Genomic DNA, 17093 nt, shown 5'->3' with positions numbered 1-17093 from the left:
CAGGATTTGTTAATCGCTGTAATCCACGATCAGTGGCGCATGGTCACTAAAGCGCTCAGCTTTATAGACACTGACCGCAGTGGCCCGCTGTGCCAAAGCCTGCGTGGCAAGCTGGTAATCTATGCGCCAGCCCACATTCTTTGCCCAGGCCTGACCTCGGTTGCTCCACCAGGTATAGCATTCATCTGTGGTTTCCGGGTGCAAGGTGCGGTAAACATCGACCCAGCCGACCCGCCCGAGGATATCTGTCATCCAGGCACGCTCTTCAGGCAAAAAGCCGGAGTTTTTGCGATTGCCTTTGTAGTTTTTAAGGTCTATCTCCTGGTGGGCGATATTCCAGTCACCACAGATCACCACCTCACGGCCACCGGCGATCAGTTGCTCAAGATGCGGCAGAAACAAGGCCAGTACCTGAAACTTGAATTGCTGACGTTCTTCACCGCTGGAACCGCTGGGCAGGTATAAAGACACGACGCTCAGGTTGCCATACTGGCATTCCAGGTAACGGCCCTCAGCGTCGATAGCGGCATGCCCCAGGCCGATAATGACTTTGTCGGCAGGCTGTTTGCTGTAAATGCCGACGCCGCTATAACCCTTTTTTTCAGCATAGTGAAAATAGCCGTGATAGCCGGGCGGTTGCAACATTTCCGGCTGCATATCGGCCGCCTGGGCTTTCAGCTCCTGCAAGCAGACGATATCGGCGCCAGTGCCAGCCAGCCAGGGCAGAAAGCCTTTGTTGCAGGCTGACCGTATGCCATTCAGGTTCAAGGTTATAATACGCATTGTTCAAATTCTTTCTGTTTTTCTCAAATGACTGCAAAACCACTCAGTGCCGATTTTATTACTTTTTCCATCCAGAAACAGGTGTTACGTTTTGGCGAATTCAAAACCAAAGCCGGGCGTTTAAGCCCGTATTTTTTTAACGCCGGCCTGTTTGACGATGGTGAAAGCCTGCTCAAACTGGGCGAATTTTACGCACACAGCATTCTACAGTCTGGCTTGCAATTCGACATGCTGTTTGGCCCGGCCTATAAAGGTATTCCGCTGGTGTCGGCGATCAGCATCGCCTTTGCGCGCATGGGGCAAAACCTGCCCTATGCCTATAACCGCAAAGAAGCCAAAGACCACGGCGAAGGCGGCACCCTGGTCGGTGCGCCACTCAAGGGCCGCGTGCTGATCATAGATGATGTGATCTCTGCCGGCACTTCTATCCGCGAATCGGTAGACATGATACGCCAGGCCGGTGCCATCCCTTGTGGTGTGAGTATCGCATTAGACAGGCAGGAAAAAGGCCTGGGTGAGCTTTCGGCAGTGCAGGAAGTAGAACAAACCAACCAGATGCCGGTGGTGAGCATAGCCAAACTGGCGGATCTATTTGCTTATTTGCAAGGCAACGATAGCCTGGCGCAATACTTCCCAGCTATTCAGGCCTATCGCGCCCAGTACTGCATCGTTTAAAAAAGCATTCTGTTTAAAAATAGCGCGTATCTAACGCGCTATTTTTATTTAAGCATGCCCATCAAGCGCGACATGATCAAGGCCGGGTTATTCTCCACCGCGCCGTTAGGCGTCAGTTGATCGACCACATCCGGGATGTATTCCGCGATCTTCGCCGTGAGTTCTTCGCTGCTGATATCCAGCTTGCTGGCAATGCCGGTCAGCACACTAGCACCTAGTGCCGCGCCTATCTGCTGCGGGGAGACATCCAGATTAGCGCCAGTACCGACCCAGGAATCGACTTGTTCGCTCAAACCGCCAGCTTTAAGGGTTTGCAGGATGCCGGGTAAACCGCCGTATTGCTGAAATAACTCCATGGCCAGTTTTGCCATGGGGGCTTTATCGCCCATGACCTTGTTCATCATGCTAGTGGCTAGATTGTCGAATAATCCCATTTCGTTTCCTATTTTTAATTAATCTCTTATTTGCCTGGCGGCAGTTTCTTTTGTTTGTTGACGCTGCGCGGTTTAAGGTACGCCCTTTTTCGCCCCTCGGCGAGTTACTTTTCTTTGCTTGCCCAAAGAAAACGTAACCAAAAGAAATGCACCCTAGCTTCCGCTTTTTCCCTGCGTTGCTCGTCAACGTGGGCGTCCAACGAAACTCGCCCTAGCGGCTTGCAAAAAACGCAAGCCACCGCGGAACTCGAACAGACGCTGGCCGACCCCTCCCACGCTGACTGCGCTACTCGGCGCGTCAGATAGGGGCCCGTTTTAAAACCACCACGATGACACAAGCGTAGAACTCAACGGGCTGAGGGCGCTAAGCGCCTGTGTAATCTAAAACCAACCCGCCAACCATCTTACTGATTTGCTTTTGCTTTTGCTTTGCTTTGATTTTATTGCGCTGGTAGAGCGGGATGCTATGCGAGAAAGACCCACTCAACTTACCGCTTAGTGTCTTTCCGGGTCCCATATCTGACGCGCCGAGTAGCGCAGTCAAAATAAGAAACAAGGGAGCGACTGTCTGAGCTCCGCAACAAGCCACGGTGTGTGTGGCTTGTCAGGGCGAGTTTCACGACCGCTTATGCCTAAGTCCGGCAAAGCAACGGACGAAAGTCCTGAGCTGAGCAACGCAGGAAACAAGCGGATGCTAGGGTGCCCTTTCTTTTGGTGTCTTTTCTTTGGGCACGCAAAGAAAAGACACTCGCCTAAAGGCGAAAAGCATCTGTCCAACAGAAGAGCAAATTACTCACCTTCACGAGAAAAATAACACCGCAATAAGTAGTATTTGCTGTCTAAGGCTAAAGAGTCGTTACTCTTTTAACCATCTCGCGATATCCATCGCATAATAGGTCAATACCCCATCCGCCCCTGCGCGTTTGAAACCCAGCATCGCTTCCAGCACACAGGCTTTCTCATCCAGCCAGCCATTCTGCGCTGCGGCTTTGAGCATGGCATATTCACCACTCACGTGATACGCATATGTAGGGACGCCAAACTCGTCTTTGACGCGGCGCACAATATCCAGGTAGGGCATGCCTGGTTTCACCATCACCATATCGGCGCCTTCTTCAATATCCAGCGCGACTTCTTTCAAGGCCTCGTCAGAGTTGGCGGGGTCCATCTGGTAATTGTATTTATTGCTTTTGCCCAGGTTGCCGGCAGAGCCGACCGCATCACGGAACGGGCCATAAAAGGCAGAGGCGTATTTAGCCGAGTAAGCCATGATGCGCGTATAGATATAACGACTGTCTTCAAGTGCATCGCGGATGGCACCGATACGGCCATCCATCATGTCGGAAGGGGCGACGACATCGGCACCGGCTTCGGCATGACATAAAGCCTGTTTCACCAGCACTGCTACTGTTTCGTCGTTCAGCACATAGCCGCTGTCATCTATCAGGCCGTCCTGGCCATGGGTGGTATAGGGGTCTAGGGCGACGTCGGTGATCACGCCCAGTTCAGGGTAAGCTTTTTTCAGTGCCCTGACGGTGCGCGGTACCAGGCCTTCCGGGTTGTAGGCTTCTTTGGCGTCCAGGCTTTTGTCTGATTGTGGCACGACCGGGAACAGCGCCAGGGCAGGAATGCCCAGTTTCACGCATTCTTTGGCGGTTTTCAGCAGTTGATCCAGGCTCTGGCGCTGCACGCCGGGCATGGACTTGACCTCCTCGACCTTGCCTTCGCCTTCCAGCACGAATACCGGGTAGATCAGGTCGTTCACGGTGACGACGTTCTCACGCATCAGGCGGCGTGAAAAGTCGTCCTTACGCATGCGGCGGGGGCGGATAGCTAGAAATTGGCTCAAAATAATCTCCTGTTTGCCTGGGCGGATGTGACAGGCAGTAAGGGTTAAAGGCAGTGCTTAGGCAAATACTTTTGCGAGTTCGGCGCCTGGGTTTTCCTGGCGCATAAATGCTTCACCGACCAGGAAGGTGTGTACCGCATGATCGCGCATCAGTTTGACATCGTCAGCGCTGAAGATTCCGCTCTCGGTGACCACGATCTTGTCGCTGGCGATGTTGCCTAGCAGACCCAGGGTGGTATCCAGCGTCACTTCAAAGGTACGCAGGTTGCGGTTGTTGATGCCCAGCAATGGCGTGCTCAGCTGCAGCGCTTGCGCCAGCTCTTCACCATTGTGCACTTCGACCAGCACCGCCATGCCCAGGCTATGAGCGACGCTTTCTAGTTGTTGCATCTGCGCCAGCGTCAGTGCGGCGGCGATCAGCAAGATACAATCTGCACCCATGGCGCGTGCTTCGTAGACCTGATAGGCATCTATCATAAAGTCTTTACGCAGCACCGGCAGCTGGCAGGCGGCACGCGCCTGCTTCAGGTAATCGGCCGAGCCCTGGAAATACTGTTCGTCGGTTAACACTGACAGGCAGGCTGCGCCACCCTGCTCATAGCTGGCAGCGATTTCGGCCGGTTTGAAATCTGCGCGTATCACCCCTTTGGAAGGGCTGGCTTTTTTGATCTCTGCAATCACGGCGGCTTTGCCGGCAGCGATCTTGCTGCGGATGGCAGCGGTAAAATCACGGGCCGGTGCCTGCTGTGCGGCCAGCGCCTGCACCTGGGCCAACGGCAGCCTGGCTTGCGCGGCTGCGATTTCTTCGGCTTTGGTGGCCAGGATCTTGTTTAAAATATCACTCATAGATTTTTCCGTTTACCTTTATCCAGCCACCCTGGCGGCCCTGTGGATCATGATGCGTCCAATGCATGATGCCACCCTTGGGGTTGTAAATATATTCACCTTTAAACTGAATCTGGTCGCCTGGGTTTAAGTCAGCCACGCGTGGTGCCAGATCGATATTATGTGCAAACAGCAATGTCTGTTCAGGCGAGATAGTCACCAGAAAGCGCTGATGTCTTGCGCCTTTAGTATCGTCCGCCAGCAGTTTTTTCACCTCGCCACTGCCTTGCAGCCAGAGATGGCTTTGCTTTTTTGCAAAGGCTTGCTTAAGTCCGGCATTTTCTTCACTTGTCAGCCCGGAAGATAGCGATTGCAGGTTAAGCGTTTGGCTCTGCGACCTGACTTCTACGGTCGATTGCGCCTGATTGCCTGAATTGTTGGTCGCAGTTTGCTGTGACGCTTGCTGGCAGGCTGCCAGTAAACATAACATTGCAATCAGCCGAGTGTGCTTCATGCGACCTGGCTCAACGCCTTTAACTGCTGCAATTTATTTAATGCGTTACCAGAATCAATCGATGCTGCCGCTTGTGCGATTCCTGATGTTAAATCATCGGCAAGGCCGGAGACATAAATGGCAGCGCCTGCGTTTAACAATACGATATCGCGCGCCGGGCCTTTTTCGCCAGCTAGCAGGCCAAGGATGATCTCGCTGGAATGCTGGGCGCTTTCGACGCGTATGCTGTTGATGTCATGCAATGGAATGCCGAACTGGGCTGGGTTCACGGTGTATTCAGTGATGTTGCCATTTTTCAGTTCAGCGACATAAGTGTCGGCAGAAAAAGAGATCTCATCCATCTCATCGGCGCTATGTACCACCATCACATGTTCGCTACCTAACTGTTTCAAAGTTTGAGCGAGCAACGGGACTAGATCGCGGTGAAACACACCCATCACCTGTCGCTTGGCACCAGCCGGATTAGTCATCGGGCCCAGTAAATTAAACATGGTGCGCACACCCAGTTCACGACGGACCGGTGCAGCATATTTCATCGCAGAATGATGATTTGGTGCAAACATAAAGCCTATGCCTGCTTCATTGACGCAACGCACCACTTGCTCAGGCGTCAATGTGATATTCACACCCAGCGCTTCCAGCACATCAGCCGAACCACTTTTTGAAGAGGCCGCGCGGCCGCCATGCTTGGCGATCTTTGCGCCTGCGCCTGCAGCGACAAAGGCAGATGCAGTGGAAACATTGAATGCCTTGTTCGGGGCGCCGCCGGTACCACAGGTATCTATCAGATGCCGGGTATCGCTTATTTCTACCTTGCTGGAAAGCTCGCGCATCATTTGCGCCGCTGCGGCGATCTCGGTCACGGTTTCGCCCTTGACGCGCAAGGCAGATAAAAATCCTGCAATCTGGATCTGGGTGAATTCGCCACTCATGATCTGGCGCATGATCTCCAGCATTTCTTCATGCGTGAAATCGGTGTGGTCTATCAGCCGCTGTATTGCGATTTTAGGCGTGATGCTCATCAATAACCCTTCAGGAAGTTATCCAGCAACGCATGCCCGTGTTCAGTCAGGATAGACTCCGGGTGAAATTGCACGCCTTCCACCGCCAGGGTCTTGTGCTTGACGCCCATGATCTCGCCATCATCCGTCCAGGCGGTGATCTCCAGGCAATCGGGCAGGGTTGCACGCTCTATCACCAGCGAGTGATAACGCGTGGCGGTGTAAGGGTTAGGCAGGTTTCTGAATACGCCGCTATCGGTATGGTGTATCAGCGAAGTCTTGCCATGCATCAGCGTTTTGGCCTTGATGATATTGCCGCCAAAGGCCTGGCCTATGCTCTGGTGACCCAGGCACACGCCCAGCAGCGGGATCTTGCCGGCGAATTCATGGATCAGCGGCACCGAGATACCGGCTTCATTCGGCGTACACGGGCCGGGAGAGATCACGATCTTTTCCGGCTGCATGTCCTTGATCTGTTGCAGCGTGATCTCATCGTTTCTGTGCACATGCACGTCTTGCCCCAGCTCGCCCAGGTATTGCACCAGGTTGTAGGTAAAAGAGTCGTAGTTATCTATCATTAACAACATATCAGGCTCCTTTTGCTGCGGTTAATTGGGCGGCATTGTCCAGCCCGGCCTGCACCAGTTCGGCAGCACGGATCACGGCTTTGGCTTTATTCTGCGTCTCGTCCCATTCATTCTGTGGGATAGAATCTGCCACTATGCCAGCACCGGCCTGCACATACAGTTTTTTGTCTTTGATCACGGCGGTGCGTATGGCGATCGCCACATCCATATCGCCGTTAAAGCCCAGGTAGCCGACCGCACCCGCGTAAATGCCGCGTTTGCTAGGCTCCAGCTCTTCTATGATCTCCATGGCACGGACTTTAGGCGCGCCGGAAACCGTGCCCGCCGTGAACGTCGCTTTCAGCACATCAATGGCATCCAGGCCGGGTTTGAGCTGGCCTTCTACATTGCTGACGATATGCATGACGTGTGAATAACGTTCTATGGTCATATTGTCGGTGACTTTCACGGTGCCGGTGAGCGCCACGCGGCCCACATCGTTACGGCCCAGATCCATCAGCTGCACATGCTCGGCGCGCTCTTTGGGGTCAGCCAGCAACTCGGCTTCAAGCGCCAGGTCATGGTCGCGGTTTTTGCCGCGCGGGCGGGTGCCGGCGATAGGGCGTGAAGTCACTGTGGTATTGTCCAGCCGCACCAGAATCTCTGGCGACGCGCCCACTACATGGTGGTCACCCATATCGTAATAAAACATATAGGGTGAAGGGTTGAGGCTACGCAAGGCGCGGTAGAGGCTTAATGGCGAGGCTTCAAAATCCTGTGACAGGCGCTGGCTGAGCACCACCTGCATGATGTCGCCTTCGAGGATATATTGCTGGCCTTTTTGCACTGCCGCCTTGAAATTGTCTTCGCCAAACTCTGAGACGGCGGTGGTCTTGCTGGTGGCTAAAGCGGTGGGGATCTCAACTTGCGTACGCAGTTTTGCCAGCAGTGTCTGCATGCGCTCACGCGCGGCTTCATAGGCATGCGCCTGTGCCGGGTCGGCATAGACGATAAAATATAATTTGCCGGACAGGTTATCGATAACGGCGATCTGCTCTGAAACCATTAACAGGATATCCGGGGTGCCTATCGCATCCGGCTTTTTCTGTTTGCCCAGACGTTTTTCGATATATTGTATGGTCTCGTAGCCAAAATAACCGGCCAGGCCACCGGTAAAACGTGGCAAGCCTTCGTAAGGCGGTGTTTTAAAGCGCGCCTGGTAGGCTTTGATAAAGTCCAAAGGGTTCTGGTCGTTGTGTGACTCTATGACGGCACCGTCTTCTATCACCTGCAACTGCTGGTCGCGCACCTCGATACGGGTGGTGGCAGGCAGGCCTATGATGGAATAACGGCCAAAGCGCTCGCCGCCTTGTACGCTTTCTAGCAGATATGAGTAGGGTTGGTTAGCCAGCTTGAGATACAGCGACAGCGGCGTATCCAGATCGGCAAAGGTTTCAAGCACCAGCGGGATACGGTTATAACCTTGCGCCGCCAGCGCGTCAAATTCAGTCTTGCTTAATGTGCTTAACATGATGCTTTTTTTCCAGTTTGATTCGTTGAGTGTGTCGCAGATATACAGCACGACAGATCAGTGCGCGTATGCGACTTTTTACGCTAGCGCGCTTGCAGGCTGAGTTAGCCCCGCCACGAACGACGCCAGCTTAAAACCGGCCAACTGGAAGAATGATCAGTACAAAACATCATGATATTTGAATAGTTTTTTCTAAACCCTGCTTTAAGAGAGCAGGTGGCTCAAGCAGCCTGACCAGTTCGGTCAACTGCTGCACCGTGGCATCCACGGTTGCCACATCAATGGCGCGCCCCTGATTATACCCATAAGGCACGGTCACGACAAAGCACCCTGCAGCATGTGCGGCCTGAATATCGGTTTCCGAGTCACCGACCAGCATGGCTTCGGCAGGCAGCACAGCTAGTTTTTGGCAAATATGCAACAGTTGCATGGGGTCTGGTTTCTTTTTCGGCAAACTATCGCCAGAGACTACCATCTCAAAAAAGCCGGCTAATCCGGCTTTTTGCAGTAGCGGTAGCGTAAATGCCTCGGGCTTGTTGGTGACACAGGCCAGCAGATAACCCTGCTTTTTTAATTGCTGCAATGCCGGCACCACGCCGGCAAACGGCTGGCTGTCATTGGCATGGGCGACATAAAAGTCATGATACAAAGGCTGCGCCTTATCGAATAAAGCAAGTTCGGGTTCTTGTTCCATATCGCCGGTCAGGCAGCGCTTGATCAGCTTGTGCACGCCTTCGCCGATATAGCTGCTGATCTGCGCCTGCGGCAACATGGGTTTGCCCAAAGCCACCAGCATACGGTTAGCGGCCTCTGCGATCTGCGGGGCAGTATCCAGCAAGGTGCCATCCAGGTCGAACATCACCAGCTTGACTTGAAAGCGCATCTATCCACCTTAAAGCAACATGATCTTATCGCTAGGCCTGCATAAAAAACAGGGCTTGGCCTATTCAACATAGCCCAAGCCCCGGATTTTTATGCAGCTCGCGTGCATAGTGAACAACGAATGTTTTTACACAGTCGCCAGTGAAGCGCGCATGGCCGCTACAACGGTGTCGTAACGGTTAGGGTCTGCTTCGTTAGGTGCACCAAAGATGGCGCTACCGGCGACAAAAGTATCGGCACCGGCTTTGGCGATCTCGGCGATGTTGTTCGCGTTGACGCCGCCATCGACTTCCAGCCAGATCTGACGGCCGGTTTTTTCATAGTAGGCGTCAATACGTGCACGCGCTGCTTTTAATTTATTCAATGTTTCCGGAATGAATTTCTGGCCGCCAAAACCCGGGTTCACCGACATCAGCAAGATCATGTCGACTTTGTCCATCACATGGTCCAGGTAATGCAAAGGCGTTGCCGGGTTGAATACCAGGCCAGACTTACAGCCGCTGTCGCGCACCAGTGCAAGGCTACGGTCTATATGGTCAGACGCTTCCGGGTGGAAAGTGATGATATCGGCACCGGCTTTGGCAAAGTCGGGAATAATGCGGTCTACCGGTTTTACCATCAGGTGCACGTCTATCAGCGCGCCCACATTATGTGACAGGTCGCGAATGGCGTCGCATACCAAAGGGCCTATGGTCAGGTTAGGTACATAGTGGTTGTCCATCACGTCAAAGTGGACGATATCGGTACCGGATTTGATGACGTTTTCAATTTCCTGGCCTAATTTGGCAAAATTGGCAGAAAGAATACTGGGGGCAATGCGAAAAGTTTTGTCCATGCTGGTGTTCCGTATCTGAAGTTCAATGAATTTTTTATTGTAAAACCAATATTTTAACGCCATTCTGCTGCAAATTGCCATTCTGAACCAAATTGTCAGTATTCTTGATTGCTGAGCACTAATGTAAGAAAATGTCGGCACCTTTGCTACAGGCACTACTCAAATCCACCATGAACGACTTGCAAGCGCTAGTTAATTTATCCTTTTGCCTGAGCTCAAAGGTAAAATAGCGTCATGCAGCTGTTTACCATTGGTGTCAATCACACCACCGCCCCTATCGCTATCCGCGAGAACGTTGCGTTTAACAACGAAAATCTGCCGCAAGCGCTGGAAGACCTGACGCGCCACAATGTGAGCGAAGTAGCCATACTCTCCACCTGTAACCGTACCGAGATCTATGTGCAATCGATACGGCCGGAGATCGTGATCGACTGGCTGGCCAATTACCACAAGCTTGAAGCCAACAAGCTGCTGCCTTATACCTACACCCTGAGCAGCCATGAGGCGGTCAAGCATGCTTTCCGCGTGGCCAGCGGGCTGGATAGCATGGTGCTGGGTGAAGCGCAGATACTGGGCCAGTTCAAACAATCGGTCAAAATCGCACAGGATGTCGGTACTTTGGGCACCATGTTGCACAAATTGTTCCAGCGCACCTTTGAAGTAGCGAAAGAAGTACGCACCAATACCGATATCGGCGGCAGCTCTATCTCTATGGCCGCTGCCGCTGTCAAACTGGCGCAGCGTATCTTTGGCGACCTGAGCGCGCAAAGCGTGCTATTCATAGGCGCGGGTGAAATGATAGAGCTGTGTGCCGACCACTTTGCCGCGCAAAAGCCGAAAAAAATCACAGTTGCCAACCGCACCCTGGAGCGTGGCGAACAACTAGCAGAAAAGATACGCAGCCAGGGCCTGAATATGCAGGCGATCTTGCTCAATGACCTGCCTGAACGTTTTCATGAGTTTGATATTGTGATCACCAGCACAGCCAGCCAGTTGCCCATGGTGGGTCTGGGGATGGTGGAGCGCGCCATTAAGCTGCGTAAACACCGGCCCATGTTTATGGTCGATCTGGCGGTGCCGCGCGATATAGAGCCTGAAGTCTCGGCGCTGGACGATGTGTTTTTATACACGGTGGATGACCTGGCACAAGTGGTCTCCGAAGGCATAGGCAACCGCCAGGAAGCAGCCGTGAATGCCGAACTGATCGTCAACGCCAGGGTTGAGCATTTTATGCAGTGGCTCAAACAGCGCGAAGCCGTGCCCACTATCAAAGCGCTGCGCGACCAGATAGATGCCGTGCGGCAGGCCGAGCTGGAAAAAGCGCTCAAGCTGCTGCAAAAAGGCGAAGCGCCTGAAAAAGCGCTAGAACATTTAAGTAACGCGCTGACCAATAAGTTTTTACATAGCCCCAGCCATGTGCTCAACAATGCTCAAGGCGATGCCCATGCGCATATGGAGCATCTGGTAAAACAGCTGTTTCAGCTGAAAGAATAAGTTTTTAACATCACCTTTGCACAGTCCAAGCTGCATCTGCAGCGAGCTAGGCCGGCAAAAGCGTGGCAGGAAATAAATTGGCGGAACGATTTCGCCAGCATTTAGGGTAACCAATGAAACCAAGTATGTTGCAAAAGCTCGCCAATTTGAGCGAGCGCCTGGAAGAGATCAACCGCCTGCTCAGCAGTGAAGGCGTGACTGACAATATGGATAATTACCGCAAGATCATGCAGGAGCATACCGAGATCACACCTATTGTTGAGCAATATCACATTTATGTACAAACCGAGTCTGACCTGAAAGAAGCGCATGCCATGCTCTCAGACCCGGAGATGAAAGAGTTTGCCCAGGAAGAGATAGACAGCGGCAAGCAGCGTCTGGAAGAAGTCGAGCTAGCATTGCAGAAACTGTTGCTGCCTAAAGACCCCAACGACGATAAAAGTATCTTTCTGGAAGTGCGTGCCGGTACCGGCGGTGATGAATCCGGCCTGTTTGCCGGTGACTTGTTCCGTATGTATTCGCGTTATGCTGACCGCCAGGGCTGGAAAGTCGAGATCGTGTCTGCCAACGAAGGTGAAGTCGGCGGCTACAAAGAGATCATCGCCAAGATCAATGGCTACGGCGCTTACTCAAAACTCAAATTCGAGTCTGGTGGCCACCGGGTACAGCGCGTGCCGGATACCGAAACCCAGGGCCGTATCCATACCTCTGCCTGTACCGTCGCGATTTTGCCTGAGGTAGAAGAAGTCGGTGATGTGGAGATCAACCCGGCAGATATACGCATAGATACTTTCCGCGCCAGTGGCGCCGGTGGTCAGCACATCAACAAAACCGATTCTGCCGTGCGCATCACCCATGCACCTACCGGCATTGTGGTGGAGTGCCAGGATGGCCGCAGCCAGCACGCCAACAAGGCACAAGCCATGCAGGTACTGGCCGCACGTATCAAAGCCAAGCAAGTCGACGAGCAGCAGAGCAAGATCGCCTCGGAACGTCGCAACCTGATAGGCTCGGGTGACCGTTCAGAACGCATACGCACCTACAATTACCCGCAAGGCCGTATTACCGACCATCGCATCAACCTGACCTTGTACAAGATAGAAGCGATCACCGAAGGCGATATGGACGAGTTGATAGGCGCCCTCTCCAACGAGTACCAGGCGGATCTGCTGGCGAGTCTGGGTGAGGAAAACTAAAATCTTTAGCCATAAGCAGGCATAGTAAAAGCAGTGTTGTTGTAATTATTGACAACACATGCTCGTTGTTTATACTGACAACATGCGAGCAGAGTTATTACTCAAGCAAAAGTTAATCTTATCTGAATCCAGCTTTGTAGAGATGGTGATCTGGCAGTTGCCAGAACCACTCGCAGGCTCTGTACACGCTTTCAAATTCCGCTTTGCATATGTGGTCGACTCGGAATGTGTGCTGCGTTTTGACAATGAAGTTGGTAAGGGCAACCACTACCATCGCGGTCAGCAAGAGTTTCACTACGACTTTGTGAGTACTGACCAGTTGATTGATGATTTTTTTGCGATGGTAAATGAAATGGAGTCTTCACGATGAAAACAGTTTTATTGTCAGTTGAATCACCCGCAAGCGTAGCCGAGCGTGCAAAACAGGCAATGCAAGCTATTCCGCAAAAGGCCCATATCAGTTTTAGCACTCTGGACTTGTTGTGGAAAGTGCTTGCCCCTAACCGTATGGCTATACTAAAAACCATGGCTGGCAGTGGCCCGCTGGCATTGCGCGAGATTGCCAGACGCCTGGGACGCGATGTGAAAGCTGTGCACACGGATGTACAACTATTACTCAAAACCGGAGTGCTGGAAAAAACGGCTTCCGGACAATTGTTATTTGACTATGAGGCCGTGCATGTGGATTTTATGTTGCAGGCAGCCTGAATATTTAAACCCGAAAACGCATGACCATTTTCCGCCTGCCTACAGCCCCACGCAGCCTGCAAAAAGACCAGCCTATCAAGTTTATTCTGGATAGCGAAGCCATAGATTGTCTGGCGCACAATATTGCGCTGGTGCATCCCGTTTTTGATGTACAGGCCTTCAGGCAGTTGGCGCTTACTGACATTGCAGCCCTTGGTTTTATGGACAGGTCAGCGCATATTGCCGCAGCACTCAAGGCCACCTTGCCGGCCAAATTTGCCGACGCTACCGAAGTGCTGATCAACACGCTGACGCCGCCGAATGCACATACCGAGCGCCTGGGACTGGGCGTGTTTTTCTATTTGCCGCATACCCGCTTTGTGGCGGAATATGGCCGCGACCATAAGCATAACGCCGGTGAAGATCCGTTTGATGCCGCCATGCGCGCGCAATATGAACTGACGCGCCGCTTTACCGCTGAATTTTCCATCCGCCCTTTCCTGATGCATGATTTTGAACGCACGCTCAAGCAGCTCATGCAGTGGCTGGACGACCCCGATCCGCATGTGCGGCGTTTGTGTTCTGAAGGTACCCGCTCGCGTTTGCCCTGGGGCGCACGTATCCCGCAACTGATCAAAGACCCTACGCCTACCCTGCCTATTCTCGATGCGCTGAAAAGCGACCCTAGCCTTTATGTGCGGCGCAGTGTGGCTAACCATGTCGGCGACATCGCCAAAGACCATCCTGAGCTTGCGTTTGACCTGTGTGACCGCTGGCTGAGCCATGCCGACAAAGAGCTGAAATGGGTGATACGCCACGCGGTGCGCCACCCGGCCAGGCAGGGCAATGCAACCGCGATCGCCTTGCGCAAAGCTGCCGGCGGCAGATAGTCATGTCACAAACGGTGCAACAATCATTGCAAAGCGCGCGGCAACAACTGGCGCAACTGGTTCCAACCAGCGAAGCATCCATAGAAGCGCAGATATTACTGATGCATATACTGGGTGTGAACCGTGCCTGGTTACTGGCGCATGCCACTGACCTTATGCCTGAAAACTCTGTGCAGGACTACGCGCATTTAGTGCAGCGCCGTTTACAGGGTGAACCGGTCGCCTATATTCTCGGCTATCGCGAATTCTTTGGCCTTAAACTCACCGTCACTTCTGACACGCTGATCCCGCGCCCGGATACCGAGACCCTGGTTGAAGCGGCCTTGCAAAAAATAGCCGGCCCCATGCGGGTGCTGGATCTAGGGACAGGCACCGGCGCTATCGCCCTGGCGATTGCCAGCCACGCGCCGCAATCGCAGGTGACAGCAGTCGACGCTTCAGAGCGGGCATTAAAGGTGGCTGAAACAAACCGGCATAGCTTGCAGCTTGCCAACGTCAGCTTGCTGCATAGCCACTGGTACACTGCGCTCGCCCAGCAGACCTTCGACCTCATCGTCAGCAATCCGCCGTATATTGAAGCTGCCGATCAGCATTTAAGTCAGGGCGACCTGCGTTTTGAGCCGCTCTCAGCGCTGGCTGCCGGCGAAGATGGCCTGGCGGATATACGGCAGATCATAGCGCAGGCGCCTGGCTATTTGAATCAGGGCGGCTGGCTGATGCTGGAACATGGCTACAACCAGGCAGAGGCTGTGCAAAACCTTTATCAAACCGCCGGCTTTGCGCATATTCAAACTTTACGCGATTTAGGCGACAATCCCAGAGTCACCTTGGCGCAGTGGCTGGCAGCTTAGCAAATACTAAAAACAATCAATAAAAAAGGGGGAATCATGATACAAAAACTACGGCTGGCGATACGCAATGATCTGGAAGCACCGGAAGAATCAAGGCGCTTTGGCTCGGGCTGGTTAAGTGGCGTTGCCGCACTGGTGCTGGGCATTGCCAGCCTGTGCCTGCTGCTGGGCGAACGCCTGCAAGGTGTGTTCTCTACGCAGATGCTGGCACCGCTGTATGCCTTGCCGCAATTCACGCTGATCATTCAGGGCTTGATAGTCGGCAGTTTTTTACTGGCCTGCACCAACCTGATCCTGCGCCGTAACCGCATACTCGGCTTTAGCGCTATCGTGCTGGTGCTGCTCACCATGACCATTGCACAAACACTGGCGGCCCAGGCGGCGCGTAGCAACAGCCTGGCACTCAGCCTGGACTGGTTCGTACTGAATATACTGCTGACCGGCTTCCTGTTCATCCCGCTGGAAAAGTTGTTCGGCCGTTTGACCCAGCAGGCATTATTCAGGGATGAGTGGCGTGAGGATCTGTTTTATTTTTTAATCAGCAGTGTGTTTGTGCAGACGCTGACGCTGTTTACCCTGGCGCCGGCGATGACGGTGTTGCATTACACCGGTGACTGGGCAACCTTCAGAGAGGCAGTCGCCAGTCAGCCGCTGTGGCTGCAGGTGATAGAGATCATGTTCCTGACCGATTTCGTTCAATACTGGTTTCATCGCGCGTTTCACCAGCTGCCGTTTTTGTGGGGCTTTCACGCCGTGCATCATTCCGCCAAAAAGATGGACTGGCTGGCTGGTTCGCGCATGCACATCGTCGAGATCATAGGTTTGCGCAGCATGACCGTGATCCCCATGTATGTGCTCGGCTTTGCCGAAGCGGCTTTGCATATCTATATTCTGCTGGTCTACCTCAACGCCACCTTTGTGCATGCCAATGTGCGCTTTAATGTCGAATGGCTGAAACCGTTCATCGTTACGCCACGTTTTCACCACTGGCACCACGGCATAGAAAAAGAAGCGATAGATGTGAATTTTGCCATCCACTTTCCGCTGTTCGATAAATTGTTCGGCACTTATTACATGCCCAAGAACCAGTGGCCGAGTGGCTATGGCATAGGCGGACACCCGGTGCCTAATGGTTACTGGAAGCAATTGCTGTATCCGTTTAAAAAGTAATTCCCGGTTGTGCACGATTCTTGCTGCAACAGGTCTATCTGTTTGTAGCAAGAAAGGCTGTTTATGTTTAATTTCAACGCGATCAAAGCCGTGCTGTTTGACCTGGATGGGGTCTTGTATATAGGCAACCAGCTGATCCCTGGGGCGCTGGCGGCGGTCGCCCAGCTACGCAAGGCCGGTATCGCCGTGCGTTTTGTCACCAACACCAGCACGCTGTCGCTGGATTCATTGCAACAAAAACTCAACCGGCTAGGCTTCAATACGGTGCCTGAAGAAATCATGAGTGCACCACAAGCGACCATACAGCATTTGAACAATCAGCCTAATCCGGTGTGCAAACTGCTGCTGGCCGAAGACGTGAAGAAGGATTTCGCCGCTTTTGACCAATCGGATACCGCAGCCAACTATGTGGTGATAGGCGATATAGGTGACCAGTGGTCGTATCAGTTGCTGAATGAGGTGTTCCACTGCCTGGTGAATGGCGCGCAACTGATCGCTATCCATAAAAACCGTTTCTGGCAGACCGAAACCGGCCTGCAGATGGATATAGGTGCCTTTGTCACCGGCCTGGAATACGCCAGCAATACCAAAGCCATGCTTATGGGTAAACCTTCACGGCATTTTTTCAATATCGCGGTCGATGCCTTGCGCCTGAAACCTTCACAAGTGCTGATGGTGGGCGACGATATTGATGCCGATGTCGGCGGCGCGCAGGATGCCGGCCTGCATGGCATTCTGGTCAAAACCGGCAAATACCGTGAAACCTACACCCGGCTTTCGGCGGTAGACCCGGATGCGGTGATCAACTCGGTGGCCGACCTGCCAGCCCTGCTCGGATGCCTGTCAGTGGCACCGCAATAAAAGCGGCACAGCCTGCACTCGCCGTTTATCCATGCCACATAGTATAATC

General features: G+C 53.1%; 19 protein-coding genes. 9 read left to right on the top strand and 10 right to left on the bottom strand.

Features of this window, described 5'->3' with window-relative positions:
• Positions 1–9: 9 nt before the first annotated feature.
• Positions 10–783 carry an exodeoxyribonuclease III gene (locus tag ACFQ1Z_RS12665; RefSeq protein ID WP_379058162.1) on the bottom strand — a complete coding sequence of 258 codons (774 nt, stop codon included), beginning with the start codon at positions 781–783 and terminating at the stop codon, positions 10–12.
• Positions 784–810: 27 nt separating this feature from the next.
• On the opposite strand from ACFQ1Z_RS12665, the gene pyrE reads away from it, so the two are divergent.
• Positions 811–1458 (top strand): orotate phosphoribosyltransferase, encoded by a 648-nt coding sequence (pyrE, locus tag ACFQ1Z_RS12660; RefSeq protein ID WP_379058159.1) that lies wholly within the window; start codon positions 811–813, stop codon positions 1456–1458.
• A 44-nt stretch (positions 1459–1502) separates the two neighbouring features.
• Here pyrE and ACFQ1Z_RS12655 read toward each other — a convergent pair whose 3' ends face one another.
• The 9 genes from ACFQ1Z_RS12655 to rpe all read right to left on the bottom strand — a co-directional run bounded on the left by ACFQ1Z_RS12655 (position 1503) and on the right by rpe (position 9895).
• The gene (locus tag ACFQ1Z_RS12655; RefSeq protein WP_379058156.1) at positions 1503–1892 is read right to left on the bottom strand and encodes a YidB family protein; all 390 of its coding nucleotides are present in this window, start codon (positions 1890–1892) and stop codon (positions 1503–1505) included.
• Between the two features lie 856 nt (positions 1893–2748).
• Positions 2749–3744 carry a porphobilinogen synthase gene (gene hemB / locus ACFQ1Z_RS12650; RefSeq protein ID WP_379058901.1) on the bottom strand — a complete coding sequence of 332 codons (996 nt, stop codon included), beginning with the start codon at positions 3742–3744 and terminating at the stop codon, positions 2749–2751.
• A 54-nt stretch (positions 3745–3798) separates the two neighbouring features.
• Positions 3799–4587, bottom strand: coding sequence for an indole-3-glycerol phosphate synthase TrpC (gene trpC / locus ACFQ1Z_RS12645; RefSeq protein ID WP_379058154.1), 789 nt, complete (start codon positions 4585–4587; stop codon positions 3799–3801).
• On the bottom strand, positions 4580–5056 hold the full coding sequence (locus ACFQ1Z_RS12640; protein WP_379058151.1) for a DUF3465 domain-containing protein: 477 nt from the start codon (positions 5054–5056) through the stop codon (positions 4580–4582). Before ACFQ1Z_RS12640 ends, trpC begins: the two co-directional genes overlap by 8 nt.
• 20 nt (positions 5057–5076) lie before the next feature.
• Positions 5077–6102, bottom strand: coding sequence for an anthranilate phosphoribosyltransferase (gene trpD, locus ACFQ1Z_RS12635; protein ID WP_379058148.1), 1026 nt, complete (start codon positions 6100–6102; stop codon positions 5077–5079).
• The gene (locus ACFQ1Z_RS12630; protein ID WP_379058146.1) at positions 6102–6668 is read right to left on the bottom strand and encodes an aminodeoxychorismate/anthranilate synthase component II; all 567 of its coding nucleotides are present in this window, start codon (positions 6666–6668) and stop codon (positions 6102–6104) included. Before ACFQ1Z_RS12630 ends, trpD begins: the two co-directional genes overlap by 1 nt.
• A gap of 1 nt (position 6669) precedes the next feature.
• Positions 6670–8178 (bottom strand): anthranilate synthase component I, encoded by a 1509-nt coding sequence (gene trpE / locus ACFQ1Z_RS12625; protein WP_379058143.1) that lies wholly within the window; start codon positions 8176–8178, stop codon positions 6670–6672.
• A 169-nt stretch (positions 8179–8347) separates the two neighbouring features.
• Positions 8348–9061: a phosphoglycolate phosphatase gene (locus ACFQ1Z_RS12620; RefSeq protein WP_379058141.1), complete on the bottom strand. Its 714-nt coding sequence runs from the start codon at positions 9059–9061 to the stop codon at positions 8348–8350.
• Positions 9062–9187: 126 nt separating this feature from the next.
• The gene (gene rpe, locus ACFQ1Z_RS12615; protein ID WP_379058138.1) at positions 9188–9895 is read right to left on the bottom strand and encodes a ribulose-phosphate 3-epimerase; all 708 of its coding nucleotides are present in this window, start codon (positions 9893–9895) and stop codon (positions 9188–9190) included.
• Between the two features lie 234 nt (positions 9896–10129).
• On the opposite strand from rpe, the gene hemA reads away from it, so the two are divergent.
• The 8 genes from hemA (at position 10130) to ACFQ1Z_RS12575 (ending at position 17044) form a co-directional block, all read left to right on the top strand.
• A complete protein-coding gene (hemA, locus tag ACFQ1Z_RS12610; protein ID WP_379058135.1) occupies positions 10130–11389 on the top strand; it encodes a glutamyl-tRNA reductase in 1260 nt (419 codons plus the stop codon).
• Between the two features lie 113 nt (positions 11390–11502).
• The gene (gene prfA / locus ACFQ1Z_RS12605) at positions 11503–12585 is read left to right on the top strand and encodes a peptide chain release factor 1 (protein ID WP_379058132.1); all 1083 of its coding nucleotides are present in this window, start codon (positions 11503–11505) and stop codon (positions 12583–12585) included.
• 58 nt (positions 12586–12643) lie between these two features.
• Positions 12644–12955, top strand: a complete 312-nt coding sequence (locus ACFQ1Z_RS12600; protein ID WP_379058129.1) for a toxin-antitoxin system TumE family protein — start codon at positions 12644–12646, stop codon at positions 12953–12955.
• Positions 12952–13293, top strand: coding sequence for an HVO_A0114 family putative DNA-binding protein (locus ACFQ1Z_RS12595; protein ID WP_379058127.1), 342 nt, complete (start codon positions 12952–12954; stop codon positions 13291–13293). Before ACFQ1Z_RS12600 ends, ACFQ1Z_RS12595 begins: the two co-directional genes overlap by 4 nt.
• Positions 13294–13313: 20 nt before the next feature.
• The gene (locus ACFQ1Z_RS12590) at positions 13314–14162 is read left to right on the top strand and encodes a DNA alkylation repair protein (RefSeq protein ID WP_379058124.1); all 849 of its coding nucleotides are present in this window, start codon (positions 13314–13316) and stop codon (positions 14160–14162) included.
• Positions 14163–14164: 2 nt separating this feature from the next.
• Positions 14165–15013 carry a peptide chain release factor N(5)-glutamine methyltransferase gene (gene prmC, locus ACFQ1Z_RS12585; protein WP_379058120.1) on the top strand — a complete coding sequence of 283 codons (849 nt, stop codon included), beginning with the start codon at positions 14165–14167 and terminating at the stop codon, positions 15011–15013.
• A 36-nt stretch (positions 15014–15049) separates the two neighbouring features.
• Positions 15050–16183 carry a sterol desaturase family protein gene (locus ACFQ1Z_RS12580; protein ID WP_379058118.1) on the top strand — a complete coding sequence of 378 codons (1134 nt, stop codon included), beginning with the start codon at positions 15050–15052 and terminating at the stop codon, positions 16181–16183.
• Between the two features lie 63 nt (positions 16184–16246).
• Complete coding sequence (locus tag ACFQ1Z_RS12575; RefSeq protein ID WP_379058115.1) at positions 16247–17044, top strand: TIGR01458 family HAD-type hydrolase; 798 nt, start codon at positions 16247–16249, stop codon at positions 17042–17044.
• Positions 17045–17093: the final 49 nt, after the last annotated feature.

It is taken from the genome of Methylophilus luteus (genome assembly GCF_042676265.1).
Classification (GTDB): Bacteria; Pseudomonadota; Gammaproteobacteria; order Burkholderiales; family Methylophilaceae; genus Methylophilus; species Methylophilus luteus.
Note: the sequence above shows the minus strand (reverse complement) of the source record. Positions and strands in the feature narration are given on the sequence as shown.